The following is a 22123-nucleotide window of genomic DNA, read 5'->3' on the forward strand; positions in this document are numbered from 1 at the left end:
CGCTGTGTTTCACAGCCCTGCGTTTTCCCAGGCCATAGGGTGCTCCCGCGCGTAATCGACCGTATTCGAGCCTGCCCGAAGGACGCATCGCCATGGCTTCCACCCCTGACCTGCCCCAGACTCCGGCCGGAGACGCCGCCGCCGGGGCTGCCGCGTCGCGCCGCAAGGCCGGACGGCACCGCGGTGAGGGCCAGTGGGCCATGGGGCACTTCACGCCGCTCAACGGCAACGAGCAGACCAAGAAGGACGACGACGGTCTCAATGTGCGGACACGCATTGAGACGATCTACTCCAAGGCCGGATTCCAGTCCATCGACGGCGCCGACCTGCGCGGCCGGATGCGCTGGTACGGGCTGTACACGCAGCGCCGCCCCGGGATCGACGGCGGCAGGACCGCCATCCTGGAGCCGGAGGAGCTGGACGACGAGTTCTTCATGATGCGGGTCAGGATCGACGGCGGCCGGCTGACCGTGGCCCAGCTCCGGGTGATCGGCGAGATCTCGCAGGAGTTCGCCCGCGGCACCGCCGACCTCACCGACCGGCAGAACATCCAGTACCACTGGATCCGGATCGAGGACGTACCGGAGATCTGGCGCCGCCTGGAGGCGGTCGGCCTGTCCACCATGGAGGCGTGCGGCGACACGCCCCGCGTCATCCTCGGCTCGCCCGTCGCGGGCATCGCCGAGGACGAGATCATCGACGGCACCACCGCGATCGACGAGATCCACGACCGCTACATCGGCAGCAAGGAATTCTCCAACCTGCCGCGGAAGTTCAAGACCGCGGTCTCCGGCTCGCCGCTGCTGGATGTGGCGCACGAGATCAACGACATCGCCTTCGTCGGCGTCCGGCACCCCGAACACGGCCCCGGCTTCGACCTGTGGGTCGGCGGCGGGCTGTCCACCAACCCCAAGCTCGGTGTGCGGCTGGGCGCCTGGGTGCCGCTGGACGAGGTGCCCGAGGTGTGGGCGGGCGTCATCGGCATCTTCCGCGACTACGGCTACCGGCGGCTGCGCGCCCGCGCCCGGCTGAAGTTCCTGGTCGCCGACTGGGGTCCGGAGAAGTTCCGCCAGGTGCTCCAGGACGACTACCTCAAGCGCGAGCTGACCGACGGTCCGGCGCCCGACCAGCCGGTGCGGCAGTGGCGCGACCACATCGGCGTGCACCGGCAGCAGGACGGCCGCTTCTACGTCGGCTTCGCCTCGCGGGTCGGCCGGATCGACGGCGCGACGCTGACGAAGATCTCCGAACTGGCCGCCGAGCACGGCTCCGACCGGCTGCGGACCACCGTCGACCAGAAGATGCTCGTCCTGGACGTCGAGGAGTCCCGGGTCGAGTCACTGGTCGCGGGTCTGGAGTCGCTGGACCTCCAGGCCACGCCGTCGCCCTTCCGGCGCGGCACGATGGCCTGCACCGGAATCGAGTTCTGCAAACTCGCCATCGTGGAGACCAAGGCGCGCGGCGCCTCGCTCATCGACGAACTGGAGCGGCGGCTGCCGGACTTCGACGAGCCGGTCACCATCAACATCAACGGCTGCCCCAACTCCTGCGCCCGTATCCAGGTCGCGGACATCGGTCTCAAGGGACAGCTCGTCACCGACGCCGACGGCGAGCAGGTCGAGGGCTTCCAGGTGCACCTGGGCGGCAGCCTCGGCCTGGAGGCGGGCTTCGGCCGCAAGGTCCGCGGTCTGAAGGTCACTTCGGCGGAGCTGCCGGACTACGTGGAGCGGGTGCTGACCCGCTTCCAGGCCGGTCGCACCGACGGCGAGCGCTTCGCGCAGTGGGCGGCGCGCGCCTCCGCTGAGGAGCTGTCATGAGCGAGCGGGCCGCGCCGTTCTACTGCCCCTACTGCGGGGACGAGGACCTGCGTCCGTCCGAGGAAGGCCACGGCGCGTGGGAATGCCACGCCTGCAATCGCGCATTCACGCTGAAGTTCCTCGGGCTGCTGTCCAGGGGAACGACCGCCAACTCCCCGCATGGAGGCGCCTCGTGACCACCGCACAGCACACCGCCGAGGACTTGCGCACCCTGGCCGAGCAGGCGGGCCGCGACCTGGAGGAGGCGTCCGCGCTCGACGTGCTGCGCTGGGCCGCCGACACCTTCGGGCCGCGGTTCTGCGTCACGTCCTCGATGGAGGACGCCGTGGTCGCGCACCTCGCCTCGCGGGCGCTGCCCGGCGTGGACGTGGTCTTCCTCGACACCGGCTACCACTTCCCCGAGACCATCGGCACGCGGGACGCGGTCGCGGCCGTGATGGACGTCAACGTCATCACGATCAGCCCGCGGCAGACCGTCGCCGAGCAGGACGCCGAGTACGGGCCGAAGCTGCACGACCGCGACCCCGACCGGTGCTGCGCGCTGCGCAAGGTCGCTCCGCTGGAGGAGGGCCTGCGCGGCTACGAGGCGTGGGCGACGGGCCTGCGCCGCGACGAGTCGCCGACCCGGGCCAACACCCCGGTGGTGTCCTGGGACGCCAAGCGGCGGAAGGTCAAGATCGCGCCGATCGCCCGCTGGACGCAGGACGACGTGGAGGCGTACGTCGCCGAGCACGGGGTCCTCACCAACCCGCTGCTGACGGACGGTTACGCCTCGGTGGGCTGCGCGCCGTGCACCCGCCGGGTGCTGGAGGGCGAGGACGCCCGCGCCGGCCGCTGGGCGGGCCTGGGCAAGACCGAGTGCGGGATCCACCTGTGACGGCCGGTCGGACGGGGACCGGTGCCACGAAGGCCGGCCCCACGCGGACCGGCGCGGTGACGACCGAGGCAGTGACGACCAGTCAGGAGTTGGGGATGACCACCGGCGCCACCGTCTGGCTCACCGGTCTGCCGAGCGCGGGCAAGACCACCATCGCCCACGCACTCGCCGAGCGGCTGCGCGCGCAGGGCCGCCGGGTCGAGGTGCTCGACGGCGACGAGATCCGCGAATTCCTCTCCGCGGGCCTCGGCTTCAGCCGCGAGGACCGGCACACCAATGTGCAGCGCATCGGCTTCGTCGCCGAACTCCTCGCCTCGCACGGCGTGTTGGCGCTCGTCCCGGTCATCGCGCCGTACGCCGACAGCCGCGAGGCCGTCCGCAAGCGCCACCAGCAGCAGGGCACCGGCTATGTCGAGGTGCATGTCGCGACACCGGTCGAGGTCTGCTCGGTGCGTGACGTCAAGGGCCTGTACGCCAAGCAGGCCGCGGGTGAACTGACCGGCCTGACCGGCGTGGACGACCCGTACGAGATCCCGGCCGACCCCGATCTGCGGATCGAGACCCAGGGCCGCACGGTCGAGGAGTCGGCTTCCGTACTGCACGCGCTGCTTGTCGAGAAGGGGCTCACCATATGACCGCCGCCGTCGCGCACTCCGGAAGCACGGACAGCCCGTACGCCCTCTCGCACCTGGACGCGCTGGAGTCCGAGGCCGTGCACATCTTCCGGGAGGTGGCGGGCGAGTTCGAGCGGCCGGTGATCCTCTTCTCCGGCGGCAAGGACTCGATCGTCATGCTGCACCTGGCGCTGAAGGCGTTCGCGCCCGCGGCGGTGCCGTTCTCGCTGCTGCACGTGGACACCGGGCACAACTTCCCCGAGGTGCTGGAGTTCCGGGACCGTACGGTCGCCGAGCACGGCCTTCGGCTGCATGTCGCGATGGTGCAGGAGTACATCGACGACGGGCGGCTGCGCGAGCGCCCCGACGGCACCCGCAACCCGCTCCAGACGGTGCCGCTGACCGAGGCCATCAGGGAGCACCGCTTCGACGCGGTGTTCGGCGGCGGTCGGCGCGACGAGGAGAAGGCGCGGGCCAAGGAGCGGGTGTTCTCGCTGCGCGACGAGTTCTCGCAGTGGAATCCGCGCCGCCAGCGCCCCGAGCTGTGGCAGCTCTACAACGGCAAGCACGCGCCGGGCGAGCACGTACGGGTCTTCCCGCTGTCCAACTGGACCGAGCTGGACGTGTGGCAGTACATCGCCCGCGAGAAGATCGCGCTGCCCGAGATCTACTTCGCGCACGAGCGCGAGGTGTTCAACCGGTCGGGGATGTGGCTGACCGCGGGCGAGTGGGGCGGCCCGAAGGCCGGTGAGCCGGTGGAGACCCGCCAGGTGCGCTACCGCACGGTCGGCGACATGTCCTGCACGGGCGCCGTCGACTCCGCGGCCACCACGCTCGACGCGGTGATCACCGAGATCGCCGCCTCCCGGCTGACCGAGCGGGGCGCGACCCGCGCCGACGACAAGATGTCGGAAGCCGCGATGGAAGACCGCAAGCGCGAGGGGTACTTCTAACCATGACCGCCACCACGGGTCCCACCAACCCCCTCACCGCCGAGCAGTTGTCGGCCACCACGCTGCTGCGCTTCGCCACCGCGGGCTCCGTCGACGACGGCAAGTCCACGCTGGTGGGGCGGCTGCTGCACGACTCCAAGTCGGTGCTCACCGACCAACTGGAGGCGGTCGAGCGGGCGTCGCTCGGCCGGGGCCAGGAGGCCCCGGACCTGGCGCTGCTCACCGACGGCCTGCGGGCCGAGCGCGAGCAGGGCATCACCATCGACGTCGCCTACCGCTACTTCGCCACCGCGCGGCGGCGGTTCATCCTCGCCGACACCCCGGGCCATGTGCAGTACACCCGCAACATGGTCACCGGCGCCTCGACGGCGGAGCTGGCCGTGGTGCTGGTCGACGCCCGCAACGGCGTGATCGAGCAGACCCGGCGGCACGCGGCCGTCGCGGCCCTGCTGCGCGTCCCGCACGTGGTGCTCGCGGTCAACAAGATGGACCTGGTGGACTACGCGGAGCCCGTGTTCGCCGCCATCGCCGAGGAGTTCACCTCCTACGCGGCCTCGCTGGGCGTCCCGGAGATCACCGCGATCCCGATCTCCGCGCTGGCCGGTGACAATGTCGTCGAGCCGTCCGCGCACATGGACTGGTACGGCGGCCCGACCGTCCTGGAGCACCTGGAGACGGTCCCGGTCAGCCACGACCTGACCGGCTGCCCTGCGCGGTTCCCCGTGCAGTACGTGATCAGGCCGCAGACCGCGGAGCACCCGGACTACCGCGGTTACGCGGGCCAGATCGTCTCGGGGCTGCTGCGCGTCGGCGACGCGGTGACGGTGCTGCCGTCGGGCCGTACCACCACGATCTCCGGGATCGACGCGCTCGGTGAGGCCGTCGACACCGCCTGGGCGCCGCAGTCGGTGACGGTGCTGCTCGCCGACGACCTGGACATCTCGCGCGGCGACATGATCGCGCCGACCGCGACGGCGCCCGCGATCACCCAGGACATCAGGGCCACGGTGTGCCATCTGCACGAGCGTCCGCTGCGGATCGGCGACCGCGTGCTGCTCAAGCACACCACCCGGACGGTGAAGGCGATCGTCAAGGGCCTGCCGTACCGGATCGACCTCTCGCACGGTCTCGCGCACGACAACGAGCCCGCCGAACTGGAGGTCAACGACATCGGAGCGGTGCTGCTGCGCACCGCGGAGCCGCTGCCGGTGGACGCGTACGCGGACTCCCGGCTGACCGGTTCCTTCCTGCTGATCGACCCGGCGGACGGTACGACGCTGACCGCGGGCATGGCGGGCGAGGCATTCGCGGAGAAGACGGATCCGGCCGCGGGTGGCGCGGCCGACGACGAGGGTTGGGACTTCTGACGATGACTCAGGATGCCTTCTCGGGTTTCGCGAAGGAGGGCGGCCGCGTCGGCAGCGGCTCGCTCGGCGCGGGTACGGGCGGGGTCGCACGATGTGTGGGCTGACGCGCCCGGCCGCGGACCACGGGCACGCCGTGACCGCCGCCGTACCCCAGCGCCGCGCACAGCGGCCCCCGTTGCACCGCTTTCGAAGACCTGACGAACTTCCGGCCGCGCCCTGACCATGAGCGCGACACGCCGGGCCTTACGAGAGGACACCCACGTGTCTGCCCAGTCCCGTCCCGTATCCCGCGCCCTCCGCCGCCGCAGACTCACCGCCGCGGCCGCCGCCCTGCCGATCCTGTTCGGCGCTCTCGCCGCCTGCGGCTACGGCTCCAACGACGACAAGTCGAGTGACGCGACGACCGCGCCGGCCGCCAGTGCCGGTGCCGACGCGAAGAAGCTCTCCGCCGACCAGGTCAAGATCGGCTACTTCCCGAACCTGACGCACGCCACCCCGCTGGTCGGCCTCAAGGAAGGCATCTTCCAGAAGGAACTGGGCGCCACCACGGTCAAGGAACTGACCTTCAACGCGGGCCCCGAGGAGATCGAGGCGCTCAACGCCGGTTCCATCGACATCGGCTGGATCGGCCCCTCCCCCGCGATCAACGGCTACACCAAGTCGAACGGCGCCAGCCTGAAGATCATCTCGGGTTCGGCGTCCGGCGGTGTGAAGCTCGTCGTCAACCCCGACAAGATCAAGACGCTGGACGACGTCAAGGGCAAGAAGATCGCCACCCCGCAGCTCGGCAACACCCAGGACGTGGCGCTGCTGAACTGGATCAAGACCAAGGGCTGGAAGGTCGACGCGCAGAGCGGCAAGGGCGATGTGTCGGTGGTCCGCACCGACAACAAGATCACCCCCGACGCGTACAAGCAGGGCTCCATCGACGGCGCGTGGGTGCCGGAGCCCACCGCGTCGAAGCTGGTCGCCGAGGGCGCGAAGGTGCTGCTGGACGAGAGCACGCTGTGGCCCGACAACAAGTTCGTGATCACCAATGTGATCGTGTCGCAGAAGTTCCTCAAGGCGCACCCGGACGTGGTCGAGGCGGTGCTGCGCGGTTCGGTGAACACCAACGCGTGGATCGCGGCCAACCCCGACAAGGCCAAGGCGGACGCGAACGACCAGCTCAAGAAGCTGACGCAGAAGGCGCTCCCGGCCAACGTCCTCGACCCGGCCTGGAAGTCCATCCAGGTGCTGGACGACCCGCTGGCGAAGACCGCGGGCGAGGAGGCGCAGCACGCCGTGGACGCCGGTCTGCTCAAGGCGCCGAAGCTCAACGGGCTGTACGACCTGACGCTGCTCAACAAGGTGCTCACGGCGGACGGCAAGCCGACGGTGGACGCCGCGGGGCTCGGCGCTCAGTAGCCCCGCCCGCGACACCCGCCCCCCGACGACCCGTAGCGGCGTCAACCGCACCCGCCCCGTAGGACCCCAGGAGGTGACACCCATGGCCGACACCCTCACCAGTGCCGACGCGCAGACCGCGGAGCCCGAGGCGTACGCCGCGCGGCTCGACCATGTGTCGAAGGCGTTCGGCAGGCCCGGCGCCCGGCAACTCGTGCTGGACGACATCACGCTCGACGTGCGGCCCGGTGAGTTCGTCTGCCTCCTGGGGGCCTCGGGGTGCGGCAAGTCCACCCTGCTCAATCTGGTCGCCGGACTCGACAAGCCGTCCGCGGGCGCCATCGCGGCGCCCGGCGGGCGGCCCGCCCTGATGTTCCAGGAACACGCGCTGTTCCCGTGGCTGACGGCGGGCAAGAACATCGAACTGGCCCTGCGGCTGCGGGGCGTGCCCCGTGAGGAGCGCCGCCCCGAGGCCGAGCGGCTGCTGGACCTCGTACGGCTCGGCGGCGCGTACGGCAAGCGGGTGCACGAGCTGTCCGGCGGTATGCGGCAGCGCGTGGCACTGGCCCGCGCGCTCGCCCAGGACAGCCAACTGCTGCTGATGGACGAGCCGTTCGCGGCGCTGGACGCCATCACCCGCGATGTGCTGCACGACGAGCTGACCCGGATCTGGTCCGAGACCGACCTGTCGGTGCTGTTCGTGACGCACAACGTCCGGGAGGCGGTACGGCTCGCCGAGCGGGTCGTGCTGATGTCGTCGCGGCCGGGGCGGATCGCCCGTGAGTGGACCATCGACATCCCGCAGCCGCGCCGTATCGAGGACGCGGCCGTGGCGGACCTGTCCGTCGAGATCACCGAAGAACTGCGTGGGGAGATCCGCCGCCATGGCCAGCACTGAGACGTCCGCGCAAGGCGCCGTCCCGCTCGGGAAGACGGACGGGCCGGGCGCCGCGGACCGGCACGACCTGTCAGGGCTCGAAGCGGGCCTCGACGCGCTGGAGACCGTCGAGGTCCGGCGGGCGCCCTTCTGGGAGATCCTGTTCAAGAAGGTGCTGCCGCCGGTCACCGCGATCCTGCTGGTGCTGGTGGTCTGGCAGCTCGCGGTGTGGGGCGGTTTCTCCGACCCGACGAAGCTGCCCAGCCCGCACGCCGTCGGCCAGGCGCTGTCCGAGCGGTGGAACGAGGGCGACCTGCTCTCCATCATCTGGACCAGCGTGCAGCGCGGCCTGCTCGGCTTCGTCGCCGCGCTGGCCATCGGCACCCCGCTGGGCCTGCTGGTGGCCCGTGTGCCGTTCGTCCGGGCGGCGATCGGCCCGATCCTGTCCGGGCTCCAGTCGCTGCCGTCGGTGGCGTGGGTGCCCGCCGCGGTGATCTGGCTGGGCATCAACGACTCGGCGATGTACACGGTGATCCTGCTGGGCGCGGTGCCGTCGATCGCCAACGGCCTGGTGTCCGGCATCGACCAGGTGCCGCCGCTGTACCTGCGCGCGGGCCGCACCATCGGCGCGACCGGCCTGCGCGGCGCCTGGTTCATCCTGCTGCCCGCCGCGCTGCCCGGTTACGTCGCGGGCCTCAAGCAGGGCTGGGCGTTCTCCTGGCGCTCCCTGATGGCCGCCGAACTCATCGCGTCCTCACCGGACTTGGGCGTCGGCCTCGGCCGCTACCTGGAGAACATGCGCGAGGGTTCCGACATGGCCGGGGTCTTCCTCGGCATCCTGCTGATCCTGTTCGTCGGCATCGCCATCGACCAGATCATCTTCAGCCCGCTGGAGCGCTGGGTGCTGCGCAGCCGCGGCCTGACCGCCGGGGCCCAGCAGTAGTGCGCCCCGCCGCCCGGCCCCCCTTGGTCGTCATCGCGCACGGTTCCCGCGACCCGCGGCACGCCGAGACCGTGCGCGCGCTGACCCGGCGGGTCAGGGCGGCGCGGCCGGGTCTGCGGGTCGAGACCGGCTTCCTGGACTTCTGCGCCCCCTCGGTGCCCCAGGTGCTGGAACGGCTCGCGGCCGAGGGCGTACGGGAGACCGTCGCCCTTCCGCTGCTGCTGACCCGCGCCTTCCACGCCAAGGCCGACATCCCCGCCGTACTGCGGGACGCCCCCTCCCGGCTGCGGATCACGCAGGCCGACGTGCTCGGCCCGTCGCCGCTGCTGGTCGCCACCTTGGAGCGGCGGCTGACGGAGGCCGGGCTGCGGCCGGGCGACCGCGCCTCGACCGGTGTCGTGCTGGCCTCCGCGGGCTCCACCGACCCGGAGGCCAGGGCGGTGATCGCCGACATCGCGCGGGAGTGGCGGCGCACCGGATGGCGCGCCGTGCGGCCCGCGTTCGCCTCCGCCGCCCTGCCGCGCACCGAGGACGCCGTACGCGCGCTGCGCGCCGAGGGCGTCCGCCGGATCGCCGTGGCCCCGTACGTCATCGCGCCGGGCTTCCTGCCCGACCGGATCGCCCGCGGCGCGCGGGAGGCGGGCGCCGACGTGCTCGCGCCGGTGCTCGGCGCCGCGCCGGAGCTGGCCGAACTGCTGCTGCGCCGGTACGACGAGGCGCTGCTGCCCGCGCGCCGACTGGTGTCGGTGTAAGGGCCAACTTCCCGGCCATGGTGGGGTTGTCCCCACCCCTGAGGGGGAGCCCGCCCTCCCGGAAGTCACCAGCAGGCCGGATGGGTCGGCGCCCCGCGTCCCCATAGCGTCATAGGCGTACGGAGCGGCCCCGGATCACCAGGTCAGGCCGCCACCCATGACGATCCTTCAAGGGGGACACCGTGAGTCGCTCAGGCGCACACGGCAGCAGGATGGGCATCGCGGCGGCTATGGGCGGTTGGAGCGCCCGGCACCGCTGGGCGGCGGTGGGCGGGTGGCTGCTCTTCGTCATCCTGGCGATGTTCGTCGGACAGTCGGCGGGCCGGGTCGACCTCGACCAGGACAAGTCGATGTCCGGCGAGATCAACCAGGCCGCCACGATCAAGGAGAACGCCGGGCTCAAGAGCGCGGCGGGCGAGATGGTGCTGATCCAGGCCAAGGGCTCGGGTCACGCGACCGACCCGGCCTTCCGCACCGCGGTCGCCGATGTGATGACCGCGGTCAAGGGCACGGGCAAGGTCACCGCGGTCACCTCGCCCTATGACACCAAGGCCGTCTCCGCCGACCGGCGTTCGGCGCTGGTCCGCTTCGACATGCTCGGCCTGGCGGACGACGCGCCCGACAAGGTGCAGCCGGTCATGGACGCGGTGAAGAAGGTCCAGTCGCGCCACACGGACCTGCGGATCGAGGAATTCGGCGACGCGAGCGGCGGGAAGGTGCTCAACGACGCCTTCGGCAGCGACTTCAAGACCGCCGAGTTCTCCGCCGTGCCCGTGGCACTGGGCATCCTGCTGATCGCGTTCGGCGCGCTGGTCGCGGCGCTGCTGCCGGTGGCGCTGGCGATGACGGCGTTCATGGCCGCGGGCGGTGTGGTGGCGATGGTCAGCCACATCATCCCGATGAGCGACACCGCCAACTCCGTGATGCTGCTGGTCGGCCTGGCCGTCGGCGTCGACTACTGCCTGTTCTACCTGCGCCGCGAGCGTGAGGAGCGGGCCGCGGGGCACGACGGACAGACCGCGATCAAGATCGCGGCGGCCACCTCGGGGCGGGCCATCCTGATCTCCGGCATCACCGTGATCGTGGCCATGGCGGGCATGCTCTTCACCGGCATCGGTGACTTCAAGGCGATGGGCCTGGCCACGATGATCGTCGTCGCCATCGCGATGTTCGGTTCGGTCACCGTGCTGCCCGCGCTGCTGTCGCTGCTCGGCCACCGGGTCGAGAAGGGCCGCATCCCGTTCCTGAACCGCGGCCGGAAGAACTCCGCCCGGCGCGCCGCCAACCCCAGCAGCCGCTTCTGGAAGACCGTCCTGGGTCCGGTGCTGAGCCACCCCAAGACCGCCACGGTGATGGCGGGCGGCGCCCTGCTGGTCATCGCGCTCCCCGCGTTCGGCATGAAGACCGCGAATCTGTCGATGCCGCAGGAACTGGGCAGCAAGCTGCCGATCATCCAGACCTACGAGCACATCAACGAGGCGTTCCCCGGCGGTCCCGACCAGGCCAACGTGGTCGTCAAGGCCGACGACATCAACGCCCCGGCGGTCAAGAAGGCCATCGCCGCCTTCCGCGCCGAGGCCGTGTCCTCGGGCGCCAGCAAGGGCCCGGTCACCCTGACCGTGCACGCCGCGCAGAACGTCGCCCAGATCGACGTACCGCTGGCCGGCGGCAGCGACCGCGCCAAGGCCCAGGACAACGTGCGGACGCTGCGCGACCACGTACGGCCCGACACGCTCGGCAAGGTCGACGGCCTCCAGGCGCCGGTGACCGGCGGGACGGCCGGGTCGATGGACTTCACGGCCAAGATCACCAGCAGTGTGCTGCCGGTCTTCGCCTTCGTGACCGTCTTCGCCTTCCTGCTGATGCTGCTGTCCTTCAGGTCGCTGACCATCGCGCTGACCTCGATCGTGCTGAATCTGCTCTCGGTGGGCGCGGCCTACGGCATCCTGTCCGCGGTCTTCCAGCACGGCTGGGGCGCGTCGCTGGTGGGCGCCACCGGTACGGGCGCGGTGGTGGCCTGGCTGCCGCTGTTCCTCTTCGTGATCCTGTTCGGGCTGAGCATGGACTACCACGTGTTCGTGGTCTCCCGGATCCGCGAGGCCAAGGTGCGCGGGATGAGCACCCGCGGCGCGATCGAGCACGGCATCACCACCACCGCGGGCGTCGTGACCAGCGCCGCCGTCATCATGGTCGCGGTGTTCGCGATCTTCGGGACGCTGTCCATGCAGAGCATGAAGCAGATGGGTGTCGGCCTGGCCTTCGCGGTGCTGATCGACGCGACCGTCATCCGCGGGGTGCTGCTCCCGGCCGTGATGAGCCTGCTCGGCGAGCGCAACTGGTACCTGCCGCGCTGGATGCACCGGCTGCCCGACATGACGCACGACGAGTCGACCCTGGCCCCGCCGCCGGTCGTCGCGCTGCCGGAGGAGCCGTACCGGGACCAGGTGCCCGACCGGGTCTGATCCCCGACCAGGGGCCGGGGAGGACCCCGGGGCCTGTTCCCGGCCCGACCCGGCCCGCCTCGGCCCGGCGCGAAAATTACCTCGGAAAATTCGGATCCCGCGTTTCTCCGCAGGTCACGGAGCCCCTGTCCCGCCCGGGACGGGGGCTCCGGCGCGTTCCGGGCGGTGTTCCGGGCCCCTTTTCCGGGCTCGTTGTCAGTGGGCGGGCCTAGTGTGGAAAGCGTGACCGTGAGAGAGAGCGAAAGCGCCGGGAGCGGTACCGCCCTGGCTGCCGACGAGGTGGAGCTCCGTCTTGAGGAGCACCGGGCAGAGCTGACCGGCTACTGCTACCGCATGCTCGGCTCGGTGTTCGAGGCCGAGGACGCCGTGCAGGAGACGCTGGTCCGCGCCTGGCGCGGGCAGCGCGGCTTCGAGGGTCGGGCCTCGTTCCGCTCCTGGCTGTACCGGATCGCGACCAATGTGTGCCTGGACAGTCTCAACGCGGGCAAGCGCCGGGCCCGCCCGATGGACCTGTCCCCCGCGTCGCACGCCGACGCGACGCTGCCCGCCGCCTCCCCGGAGAGCGTCTGGATCGAGCCGGTGCCCGACGTCCGCGCCCTGCCGTCCTCCGGCGACCCGGCCGATGTCGTGGTCTCCCGCGAGACGATCAAGCTGGCCTTCGTCGCCGCCCTCCAGCACCTGCCCGCCCGGCAGCGGGCCGTCCTGATCCTGCGCGAGGTGCTGGCCTGGAAGGCCAGCGAGACCGCGGAACTGCTCGGTACGACGGTGGCGTCGGTCAACAGCGCGTTGCAGCGCGCCCGCGCCACGCTCAGCGAGGCCGGGGTGAGCACGGCGGGGACCGACTACGCCAAGGCCGCCGCCGCGCCGATGGACGAGGCGCAGGAGAAGCTGCTCGCGCGCTATGTGGACGCCTTCGAGCGCTACGACCTCGATTCGCTGACCGCCCTGCTGCACGAGGACGTCACGCTGTCCATGCCGCCGTACGCCCTGTGGCTCCAGGGTCACCAGGACATACGCGACTGGTTCCTCGGCACCGGTATCGAGTGCAAGGACTCCCGGCTGCTGCCGGTGTGGGCCAACGGATCGCCCGGCTTCGGGCAGTACCGGTCGAACGGCCCGGAGGGCGGCCACCACCCGTGGGCGCTCCAGGTGCTGGAGATCACCGACGGCCGGATCACCGGCATCAACGCGTTCCTCGACACCGCGCACCTATTCCCGCTTTTCGGCCTCCCACTCGAACTGCCCCGCTAGCCCGGCGAGTTCGAGCAATTCGCGGAGTTCCGCGGTGGCGCCGCGCAACCGCACGGTGTGCCCGGTCCTGTGCGCGGCCAGCCCCAGCCGGGCGAGCGCGCCGATGGTGCCGGGCGCGCCGCCGGGGAGCCCGGTCACGTCCACGACCAGGGGTTCCGTCGGGCCGGGTGCCGCCGTCACAGTCTTCTCCGCCTCTCCTGGACCTGGCCCCCGGACGGGCCTTCATGGATACCGACCGGCCGGGCGGCCAGGATTCATCGCTGCGCGCCCGACGTATTCGGGCGTATTCACGGCGCATTCTCAGCCGGTGACGCGCGTTCAGGGGGCGCGCGGATGCGACACTGGCCTAGTTCCGCGCCGTTGACCGATGCTGTCGGCATATGCGGTACGGAAAGCGGCACGTCGGTGGGGCGGCGCGTGACACGGCGGGGGCGTACGGGGAGGGCGCGGGCGGGCGCGGCGGTACGGGACAGTGGACGATTCGGGACTGCGGGCGATTCGGCGAAGGGTTCGGGTTTCGGCATGGCGGACACGAGGGTGTTCACGCGGGAGCGGGCGCGGGCGGTGCTGGATGCCGCCGGGCATCACGAGGCCGAGCTGCTCGCCTTCGGCGAGAACGCGGTCTACGCCGCCGGGCGTCTGGTGATCAAGATCGGCCGCAGCGCCGATCTGCTGGAGCGGGCCCGGCGCGAGGTGCGCACCGCCGACTGGCTGGCCAAGCACGATGTGCCCGCCGTGCGCTCGGCGGAGTCCGAGGTGCGGCTGGTGGACGGCCATCCGATCACGTACTGGCAGCGGCTGCCGGAGCCGCTGCGGCCCGCGGAGCCCGCCGATGTGGCGCCGCTGCTGCTGCTCGTGCACGCGCTGCCCGAGCCGGACTTCGGGCTGCCGCCGCGTGAGCTGCTCGGCGGGGTCGAGCGCTGGCTGCGGCTGGCCGGGGACGCGATCGATCCGGCGGACGCCGCGTATCTGCGCAATCGGCGCGACGGTTTCGCGACCGCCGCGGCCGAGCTCGTACCGCACCTGGAGCGCGGGCCGATCCACGGGGACGCGCTGCCGCGCAATGTGCACATCGGGCCCGACGGGCCGGTCCTGGTCGACCTGGAGACCTTCTCCTCCGACCTGCGCGAGCACGACCTCGTCGTCCAGGCGCTCAGCCGTGACCGCTACGGGGTGCCCGCGGCGGCGTACGACGCCTTCACCGCCGCCTATGGCTGGGACGTCACCGAGTGGCCCGGCATCACCGTCCTGCGCGGTGCCCGCGAGACCGCCAGTTGCGCCTGGGTCGCCCAGCACGCCCCGGCCAGCCCGGCCGCCCTCAACGAATTCCGCCGACGTGTCGCTTCGCTGAGAGCCGCCGACCCCACCGTCCGCTGGTACTCCTTCTGACCCCGCCCCACCGCGGCGGCCTTCAAGGAAGGCACCGCCGCCTTCCCCCGCCCCATCACCCCCCGCACGGCCGCCGGTTGACCGCGACGCACAGGTGAGCCGAAGAGGCGGCGCCTCTTCGATCCGCCGCAGCGGCGGGCCGCGGGACGGCGGGTGACCGGCCCCGGAGGGGTCAGGCGGCGGAGACGCGCAGCGGCCAGGCGCGGTCGATGGTGGAGGCGTCGGCAGACCCCTTGCGGCGGAGCCAGGAGGCGAAGTCCTCGGCCCAGTCGGCGTACCAGCCGCGCTGCTCGTCGTAGAGGTCCCAGAGGTCGGCGTCGGCGACCTGGGGGTAGCGGGCGGCGAGGGCGCGGGCGACGCGGACGGCGGCGAGGGCGTCGGCGCCCGCTTCGTGCGCGCCGTCGAGGACGACACCGTAGACGCCGCAGGCGGCCTCCAGGGTGCGCTTGCCGCGCCGGTACTTGTCGAGGGCGCGGTCCATCACCAGCGGGTCGAGCACGGGCCCCGGGCGGGCCCCGGGAACGGCCAGCGGCGGCAGCGCGTACCGCCGCAACTCCTCGTCCAGCAGGGTGAGATCGAAGGGCGCGTTGTAGACGACGACGGGCACCCCGGCCGCCCAGTACCCCCGCAGGGCGTCGGCGATCTCGGCGACGACCTCCGGCGCCGGGCGCCCCTCGGCCGCCGCGCGGGCGGTGCTTATGCCGTGGATGGCGGTCGTCTCCTCGGGAATGGCGACGCCGGGATTGGCCAGCCACGCCCGGTGCCGTACCGGCTCCCCGTCCTTCACCTCGGTGACCGCCGCGGTCACGATCCGCGCCTGGCGCGGATCCGTCCCCGTCGTCTCCAGGTCGAACCCGACCAACAGCTCCTCATGCCATGCCATGGCGAGCATCCTTCCCACCCATTTCCCCGTAACCCCCGTGTGCCCTGCCATCATCGCGCGGACCACTGACAGCGCCGGACGGCGGGGTTCCGTTTCCCGGGGCGTCCCCGCCCCTCCCCCGGAGGTCACGACACGGGACGGGAATCCGTCCAGATGCCCTCGAACTCCTCGCGGTAGACCTCGAAGAGCCCGTGTTCCGCGGGCCCTTCCTCGGCGACCACCTGCCGGGACCCGCCGCGCAGCAGCAGCACCGGCACCTCCATGCCGCGGGCCCGCCGCAGATAGGACTGCACGACGGCCAGGCCGTCGCCGGTGTCGCCGTCGACGAGGTAGGCGGTGAAGCGCGGGGTCTCGTCGAAGACCCGGATCTCGAAGGCGTCGGGGTCCCGCAGCCGGGCCCGCACCCGGCGCATGTGCATGATGTTCATCTCGACCGACCTGGCCAGCTCACCGCGCCCCAGGCCCAGTTCCCGCTCGCGGCGGCGGACCGTACTGCTCGCGGGGTTGAGGAAGAGCAGTCTGACCCGGCAGCCGGACTCGGCGAGCCGCACCAGGCGCCGCCCCGAGTAGTTCTGCACCAGCAGATTGAGGCCGATGCCTATCGCGTCGAGCCGGCGCGCGCCGGAGAACAAGTCCTCGACGGGGAGCTGCCGTTGTAGCCGCACGCGGTCCGGGTAGACGCCGATGACGTCGGAGTAGCGGTCGGCGACCAGGTCCTCGACGGCGTCCACCGGCAGCCGCTGCGCGGCCGTACGGGCGGGTCCCGCGCCCAGCAGCTCCAGCAGCTTGGCGGCGGCCCGCTCGGCCTGGTCCAGGACGGTCCTGGACAGCGCCCGGTTGCGTGAGACGACGTGCCGGGCCACCTCCAGCTCGTCCAGGGCGAGTTCGAGGTCGCGGCGGTCGTCGAAGTACGGCTCGAAGCACGGCCAGTGCTGGACGACCAGTTCGCGGAGCTGGGGCAGCGTCAGAAAGCTGAGCACATTGTCGTCGGCGGGGTCGAGCAGGAAGCCCTTACGGCGGCTCACTTCCCGTACGGCGACGGCCCGTTGCACCCATTCGTGCCCGGCCGGGCCCGCCGCGGCGACCACCCACTCCTCGCCGTGCACGGGCTCGTAGATCGGGCGCAGCACCGCGTTGACGACGGCGCGCAGGCGCTGTTCCACGAGGTTGAGCCATACGTAGGCCCGCCCGGCGCGCGTGGCGCGGGTGCGTACCTCCGACCAGGCTTCCGCGCCCCAGTCCAGCTCCGCTCCGATCTCCAGCGGCTGGGCGAGGGTGACCGCGCTCTGCACCGCCTCGGCGGCGGCACCGTCCGCGACCTGACGGTCCTCCTGATCTCCACCACCCGGGAGCATCAGACCTCCGGACGTCTCCACGCCACCCGCCTCCCACCCCCGTCCACGATCAAGGAAGGGTACTGCGGTGCAGGGTGCCCCGCAGCCCTGTTGACCCTACTTGACTACTACCGGACAAGCTCATCACCCTTGCGGTAGCTGGCTGTTGTGGCTTTGTCACCCTCGGGTGGACCAGGTGGGAGGATGCACTCTCGGCAACGAATTCGGCAACGAAGCTGGCCGGGTGCGCGGAATCGGTCCGCGCTCTCCCGGTCCGGGAGTGGAAGAGTCACGAGATGCAAGTCTGGCCGGGTCAGTCGTACCCCCTGGGTGCCACCTTCGACGGCGCGGGCACCAACTTCGCCGTCTTCTCCGAGGTGGCGTCCCGTATCGAGCTGTGCCTGCTGCACGACGACGGGTCGGAGACGGCCGTCGAGCTGCGCGAGGCGGACGCCTTCGTACGGCACGCCTACCTGCCGGGGGTGATGCCGGGTCAGCGGTACGGCTTCCGGGTGCACGGGCCCTACGACCCGCCCCGCGGCCACCGCTGCAACTCCGCGAAGCTGCTCCTCGACCCGTACGCCAAGGCGATGAGCGGCAGCATCGACTGGGACGAGGCCGTCTACGGCTACCGCTTCGGACAGCCCGACTCGCGCAACGATCTGGACTCCGCCCCGCACACCATGACGTCCGTCGTGGTGAATCCGTACTTCGACTGGGCCGACGACCGCGCCCCGCGGATCGATTATCACAAGACCATCATCTACGAGGCCCACGTCAAGGGCCTGACGATGACTCACCCGGGTCTGCCGGAGGAGATCCGCGGCACCTACGCGGCGCTGGCTCACCCGGCGGTGATCGGCCATCTGGTGGAACTCGGGGTGACGACACTGGAACTGATGCCGGTGCATCAGTTCATCCAGGACCACCGTCTGGTGGACGCGGGTCTCGCGAACTACTGGGGTTACAACACCATCGGCTTTTTCGCGCCGCACCATTCGTACTGCTCGCTGGGTGACCGCGGGCAACAGGTGCTGGAGTTCAAGACGGCGGTCCGCGCGCTGCACCGGGCCGGGATCGAGGTGATCCTGGACGTGGTCTACAACCACACGGCCGAGGGGAGCCACCTCGGGCCGACGCTGTCGCTGCGCGGCCTGGACAACGCCTCGTACTACCGGCTCGGCGGCGACAAGCGGTATTACACGGACACCACGGGCACCGGCAACAGCCTGCTGATGCGCAGCCCGCACGTCCTCCAGCTCATCATGGACAGCCTGCGCTACTGGGTCACCGAGATGCACGTGGACGGCTTCCGTTTCGACCTCGCGGCCACACTGGCCCGGCAGTTCCACGAGGTGGACCGGCTCTCGTCCTTCTTCGACCTCGTCCAGCAGGACCCGGTGGTCTCGCAGGTGAAGCTGATCGCCGAGCCGTGGGACGTCGGCGAGGGCGGCTACCAGGTGGGCAACTTCCCACCCCTGTGGACCGAGTGGAACGGGAAGTTCCGCGACACGGTACGGGACCTGTGGCGCGGCGAGAGCGCCACGCTGGCCGAGTTCGGCTCCCGGCTGACCGGTTCCTCCGACCTCTACCAGGACGACGGCCGCCGCCCGTTGGCCTCGGTCAACTTCGTCACCTGCCACGACGGTTTCACGCTGCGCGACCTGGTGTCGTACAACGACAAGCACAACGACGCCAACGGCGAGAACAACCGTGACGGCGAGAGCTTCAACCGGTCCTGGAACTGCGGTACGGAGGGGCCGACGGAGGACGAGAAGGTGCGGTCGCTGCGCGGGCGGCAGATGCGCAACTTCCTCGCCACGCTGATGCTCTCGCAGGGCGTGCCGATGATCTCGCACGGCGACGAGTTCGGCCGCACCCAGAAGGGCAACAACAACGTCTACTGCCAGGACAACGAACTGGCGTGGGTGTCCTGGCCCGGCAAGCCGGACGACGGCGGGCCGAACGACGAGGCGCAGCAGTTGCACGAGTTCCTGCGCACGATGGTGTGGCTGCGGCGCGACCACGCCGTGTTCAGGCGGCGGCGCTTCTTCCACGGGCGGCCGGTCGAGGGCACGCACGACGAACTGTCGGACATCGCCTGGTTCACGCCCGAGGGGCAGGAGATGGCGCAGCGCGACTGGCAGGCGGCGCACGCCAGGTCGATGTCGGTCTTCCTCAACGGCAACGCGATCTCCGAACCGGGGCCGCGCGGCGAGCCGGTCACCGACGACTCGTTCCTGCTGATGGTCAACGCGGCGCCGAAGCCGCAGGAGTTCGTGGTCCCGGTCAACCACGGCATGGAGTGGCAGCTCGTGGTGGACACCCAGTTGGCCGGGGGCGTCCCGCCGGGCACCGGCCAGCGCGTACAGGCCGGGGACCGGGTGGAGCTGGCCGACCGCAGCATGGTGGTGCTCCAGCGCCCGGCGCTGTAGCAGCCCGGGCGGCGCGACACGTGCTCCGCGTAAGGCGGCGCGGCCGGTGGCCCGCGGGTCGGCGGCGCGGCCGGTGGCCCGCGGGTCAGCGGCGCGGCCGGCCTGCCACGGGGAAGGACGGGCCGCTTTCGGCGATACGGACGGCGTCCGGGGAGACCCGGGCGCGTTCGGCCGCTTCACGGCCGAATCCGGGGTAGAGAAGACCTCATGACCGGACTTCCCGTGACGCCCTCCGCCACCTACCGGGTGCAGGTGCAGCCCGGCTTCACCTTCGCCGACACCGCCGCGCACGTGCCGTACCTGGCCTCGCTCGGCGTCTCGCACCTGCATCTGTCGCCGATCCTCGAAGCGGTGCCCGGCTCCACCCACGGCTACGACGTGGTGGACCACTCGCGGGTACGCGAGGAGCTGGGCGGCGAGCAGGGCCTGCGGGCACTGTCGCACACCGCCCGCGAGCACGGCCTCGGCCTGATCCTGGACATCGTCCCCAACCACATGGCGGTGCCCGCGCCCGAACACCTCAACGGCCCGCTGTGGGAGGTGCTGCGCGACGGTCCCGGCTCCGCGTACGCCGACTGGTTCGACATCGACTGGGCCGCGCTGGGCGGCAAGGTGCTGCTGCCCGTGCTGGGCGACCCCCTGCCCGACGTCCTCGGGCAGCTCTCGGTGGTCTCCGACAAGCGCGCGGGCGGCAAGGTGCTGCGCTACTACGACCACCGGTTCCCGCTGCGACCGGGCACGGAGAATCTGCCGCTGCCGGAACTGGTGGAGGCGCAGTGGTATCGGCTGGCGTACTGGCGGCAGGCCCGCACCGAGCTGAACTACCGCCGCTTCTTCACGATCTCCGACCTGATCGCGGTCCGCGTCGAGCGGCAGGACGTCTTCGAGGCCACCCACGCGACCGTGCTGCGGCTGCTGCGCGAAGGCGTCGCCGACGGGCTGCGGATCGACCACCCGGACGGCCTCGCCGACCCGGCGGGCTATCTGCGCCGCCTGGCCGAGGCCAGCGACGGGCGGTGGACGGTGGTGGAGAAGATCCTCCAGCGCGACGAGGCGCTGCCCGCCGACTGGGCGTGCGCGGGCACCACCGGGTACGACGCGCTCGACCGGATCGACGGGCTGTTCACCGACCCGGCGGGCGTCGCCGAAGTGACCGACTTCTACCGGGAGTTCACCGGCGTCGAGGACAGCCGCGGCGGCCGGTGGGAGCCGACCGCGCGGCGCGCCGCCCACCGCATCGTCGGCCACGACCTCGCCGCGGAGGTCTCCCGCCTCGCGGCGAGCGCGCAGCGGGCGCAGCGCCCCGGCACGGGCGGCGGGACCGAGGGGGCGGGCGGGCCGGTAACAGCCGAGCACCAGGAGACCGACCCTTACACGGCGCCCTATGCGACGTCCGTGCTGGAGGAGGCGCTGCGCGAGCTGCTGGTCCGTATCCCGGTGTACCGCCCGTACGTACGCCCCGGCACCCCGGCGACGCCCGGCGACACCCTGATGGTGACCGAGGCCGCCTCCAGTGCGGCGGAAAGCGCCGACGGGCGGCTCGCCCCGGCGATCGGCCTGCTGCGCGACCTTGCGCTCGGCCGCCCGGCCGAGGGCGCGACGGTGCCCGGTGAGGACGCCGACGACTTCGCCGTCCGCTTCGCGCAGGTCGCCTCCGCGCTGCACGCCAAGTCCGTCGAGGACACCGCCTTCTACCGCTACTCGCCGCTGCTGTCGCTGTGCGAGGTCGGCCGCAGCCCGGCGCATCCGGCGACGGCCCCGGAGGAATTCCACGCCTATTGCGCGCGGATCCAGCGCGACCACCCCGGTACCGGCACCGTCCTGTCCACGCACGACACCAAGCGCAGCGCCGACCTGCGGTTGCGACTGGCCGTCCTGTCCGAACTCCCCGACGCCTGGCGGGAGTGGATGGGCGCCCGCGAGGCCCGCGCCGAGCGGTCAGGCGACGCGCCCGCGCCCGACCGGCACACCGCGTACACCGTCTTCCAGACCGGCGTCGGCCTCGGCTTCTGCCACCCGGACCGGCTGGTGCCCGCCGCGCTCAAGGCGGTCCGCGAGGCGGGCCTGCACACCTCGTGGACCGAGCAGGACGAGGCGTACGAGAAGGCCGTCACCGACTTCACCGAGCAGGGCCCGTGCGGCGCGGGCGTCTACGACGTGGGCGAATTCGTCAACTCCCTCGCCCCGTACGCCGATGCCAACGCGCTCGGCGCGGCGCTGGTGCACCTGACGATGCCGGGGGTGCCCGACGTCTACCAGAACACCGAATTCCCGGTGTACACCCTGGTCGACCCGGACAACCGCGGCCCCATGAACGGGCCGGTCGGCGGGACCCAGCGGTTCGGCGTCGACCGCACCCTGGACCGCCTGCTGGACGGCGCCGCGCCGGGCTCCTTCGACGAGGCCAAGCTGCGCCTGACCGCCGTGGCGCTCCGGCTGCGGCGCGACCGCCCCGAGTGGTACGGCCCCACCGCCTCGTACATCCCCCTCGTCGCGCAGGGTCCTGCCGGTGACCACTGCCTCGCCTTCCTGCGCGGCGGCTCCGCCCTCACCGTCGTCACCCGGCTCTCCGCCCGCCTCGCCGCGGCGGGCGGCTGGCGCGAGGCGTCGCTGCCGCTCCCTCCGGGCCGCTGGCACGACCGCCTGGGCGGCGGGACGTACGAGGGCGCGGCCCCGCTGGCCGAACTGCTGGGCCGCAGCCCTGTGGCCCTGCTGACCCCGGAAAGGTGAGCGCGGAGAGGCGAGCCCGGAGAGGTGAGCGCGGCGAGGTGAGCCCGGCGGCC

General features: G+C 71.7%; 18 protein-coding genes. 15 read left to right on the forward strand and 3 right to left on the reverse strand.

Features of this window, described 5'->3' with window-relative positions; translation table 11 throughout:
- The first annotated feature begins 92 nt into the window (after positions 1–92).
- The 12 genes from ACZ37P_RS13185 to ACZ37P_RS13240 all read left to right on the forward strand — a co-directional run bounded on the left by ACZ37P_RS13185 (position 93) and on the right by ACZ37P_RS13240 (position 13299).
- Positions 93–1817 (forward strand): nitrite/sulfite reductase, encoded by a 1725-nt coding sequence (locus ACZ37P_RS13185; protein ID WP_391048716.1) that lies wholly within the window; start codon positions 93–95, stop codon positions 1815–1817.
- On the forward strand, positions 1814–1993 hold the full coding sequence (locus ACZ37P_RS13190) for a hypothetical protein (RefSeq protein WP_355338738.1): 180 nt from the start codon (positions 1814–1816) through the stop codon (positions 1991–1993). Before ACZ37P_RS13185 ends, ACZ37P_RS13190 begins: the two co-directional genes overlap by 4 nt.
- On the forward strand, positions 1990–2694 hold the full coding sequence (locus ACZ37P_RS13195) for a phosphoadenylyl-sulfate reductase (protein WP_355338735.1): 705 nt from the start codon (positions 1990–1992) through the stop codon (positions 2692–2694). The genes ACZ37P_RS13190 and ACZ37P_RS13195 overlap by 4 nt, the downstream gene beginning before the upstream one ends.
- 95 nt (positions 2695–2789) lie before the next feature.
- The gene (cysC, locus tag ACZ37P_RS13200; RefSeq protein ID WP_355338820.1) at positions 2790–3329 is read left to right on the forward strand and encodes an adenylyl-sulfate kinase; all 540 of its coding nucleotides are present in this window, start codon (positions 2790–2792) and stop codon (positions 3327–3329) included.
- Entirely contained in the window at positions 3326–4261 is a 936-nt protein-coding gene (gene cysD / locus ACZ37P_RS13205; RefSeq protein WP_355338732.1) for a sulfate adenylyltransferase subunit CysD, read from the forward strand. The genes cysC and cysD overlap by 4 nt, the downstream gene beginning before the upstream one ends.
- Before the next feature lie 2 nt (positions 4262–4263).
- Entirely contained in the window at positions 4264–5628 is a 1365-nt protein-coding gene (locus ACZ37P_RS13210; protein ID WP_401312203.1) for a sulfate adenylyltransferase subunit 1, read from the forward strand.
- 261 nt (positions 5629–5889) lie between these two features.
- Positions 5890–7035, forward strand: a complete 1146-nt coding sequence (locus ACZ37P_RS13215; RefSeq protein ID WP_401724007.1) for an aliphatic sulfonate ABC transporter substrate-binding protein — start codon at positions 5890–5892, stop codon at positions 7033–7035.
- Between the two features lie 73 nt (positions 7036–7108).
- Entirely contained in the window at positions 7109–7912 is an 804-nt protein-coding gene (locus ACZ37P_RS13220; protein ID WP_391048725.1) for an ABC transporter ATP-binding protein, read from the forward strand.
- Positions 7899–8834, forward strand: coding sequence for an ABC transporter permease (locus ACZ37P_RS13225; protein WP_355338720.1), 936 nt, complete (start codon positions 7899–7901; stop codon positions 8832–8834). Before ACZ37P_RS13220 ends, ACZ37P_RS13225 begins: the two co-directional genes overlap by 14 nt.
- Positions 8834–9586: a sirohydrochlorin chelatase gene (locus ACZ37P_RS13230; RefSeq protein ID WP_355338717.1), complete on the forward strand. Its 753-nt coding sequence runs from the start codon at positions 8834–8836 to the stop codon at positions 9584–9586. The genes ACZ37P_RS13225 and ACZ37P_RS13230 overlap by 1 nt, the downstream gene beginning before the upstream one ends.
- Positions 9587–9798: 212 nt before the next feature.
- Positions 9799–12048: an MMPL family transporter gene (locus tag ACZ37P_RS13235; RefSeq protein ID WP_467346564.1), complete on the forward strand. Its 2250-nt coding sequence runs from the start codon at positions 9799–9801 to the stop codon at positions 12046–12048.
- A 228-nt stretch (positions 12049–12276) separates the two neighbouring features.
- Complete coding sequence (locus ACZ37P_RS13240) at positions 12277–13299, forward strand: sigma-70 family RNA polymerase sigma factor (protein WP_355338814.1); 1023 nt, start codon at positions 12277–12279, stop codon at positions 13297–13299.
- On the opposite strand, the gene ACZ37P_RS13245 is transcribed toward ACZ37P_RS13240, so the two are convergent.
- The gene (locus ACZ37P_RS13245) at positions 13258–13479 is read right to left on the reverse strand and encodes an STAS domain-containing protein (protein WP_188280389.1); all 222 of its coding nucleotides are present in this window, start codon (positions 13477–13479) and stop codon (positions 13258–13260) included. The two genes, ACZ37P_RS13240 and ACZ37P_RS13245, sit on opposite strands and share 42 nt — an antisense overlap.
- Positions 13480–13821: 342 nt before the next feature.
- Here ACZ37P_RS13245 and ACZ37P_RS13250 point away from each other — a divergent pair, with 342 nt between their 5' ends.
- Positions 13822–14688, forward strand: coding sequence for an aminoglycoside phosphotransferase family protein (locus ACZ37P_RS13250; RefSeq protein WP_355338711.1), 867 nt, complete (start codon positions 13822–13824; stop codon positions 14686–14688).
- A gap of 172 nt (positions 14689–14860) precedes the next feature.
- On the opposite strand, the gene ACZ37P_RS13255 is transcribed toward ACZ37P_RS13250, so the two are convergent.
- Positions 14861–15571 carry a 3'-5' exonuclease gene (locus ACZ37P_RS13255; RefSeq protein WP_391048729.1) on the reverse strand — a complete coding sequence of 237 codons (711 nt, stop codon included), beginning with the start codon at positions 15569–15571 and terminating at the stop codon, positions 14861–14863.
- Positions 15572–15696: 125 nt separating this feature from the next.
- Positions 15697–16926 carry an SAV2148 family HEPN domain-containing protein gene (locus ACZ37P_RS13260; protein WP_355338811.1) on the reverse strand — a complete coding sequence of 410 codons (1230 nt, stop codon included), beginning with the start codon at positions 16924–16926 and terminating at the stop codon, positions 15697–15699.
- A 275-nt stretch (positions 16927–17201) separates the two neighbouring features.
- Here ACZ37P_RS13260 and glgX point away from each other — a divergent pair, with 275 nt between their 5' ends.
- Together glgX and treY are read left to right on the forward strand one after the other, a co-directional pair.
- A complete protein-coding gene (gene glgX / locus ACZ37P_RS13265; RefSeq protein ID WP_391048730.1) occupies positions 17202–19340 on the forward strand; it encodes a glycogen debranching protein GlgX in 2139 nt (712 codons plus the stop codon).
- Positions 19341–19547: 207 nt separating this feature from the next.
- A complete protein-coding gene (treY, locus tag ACZ37P_RS13270) occupies positions 19548–22070 on the forward strand; it encodes a malto-oligosyltrehalose synthase (protein ID WP_467346461.1) in 2523 nt (840 codons plus the stop codon).
- Positions 22071–22123 lie beyond the last annotated feature (53 nt).

Source organism: Streptomyces sp. NPDC024632, assembly GCF_055559175.1.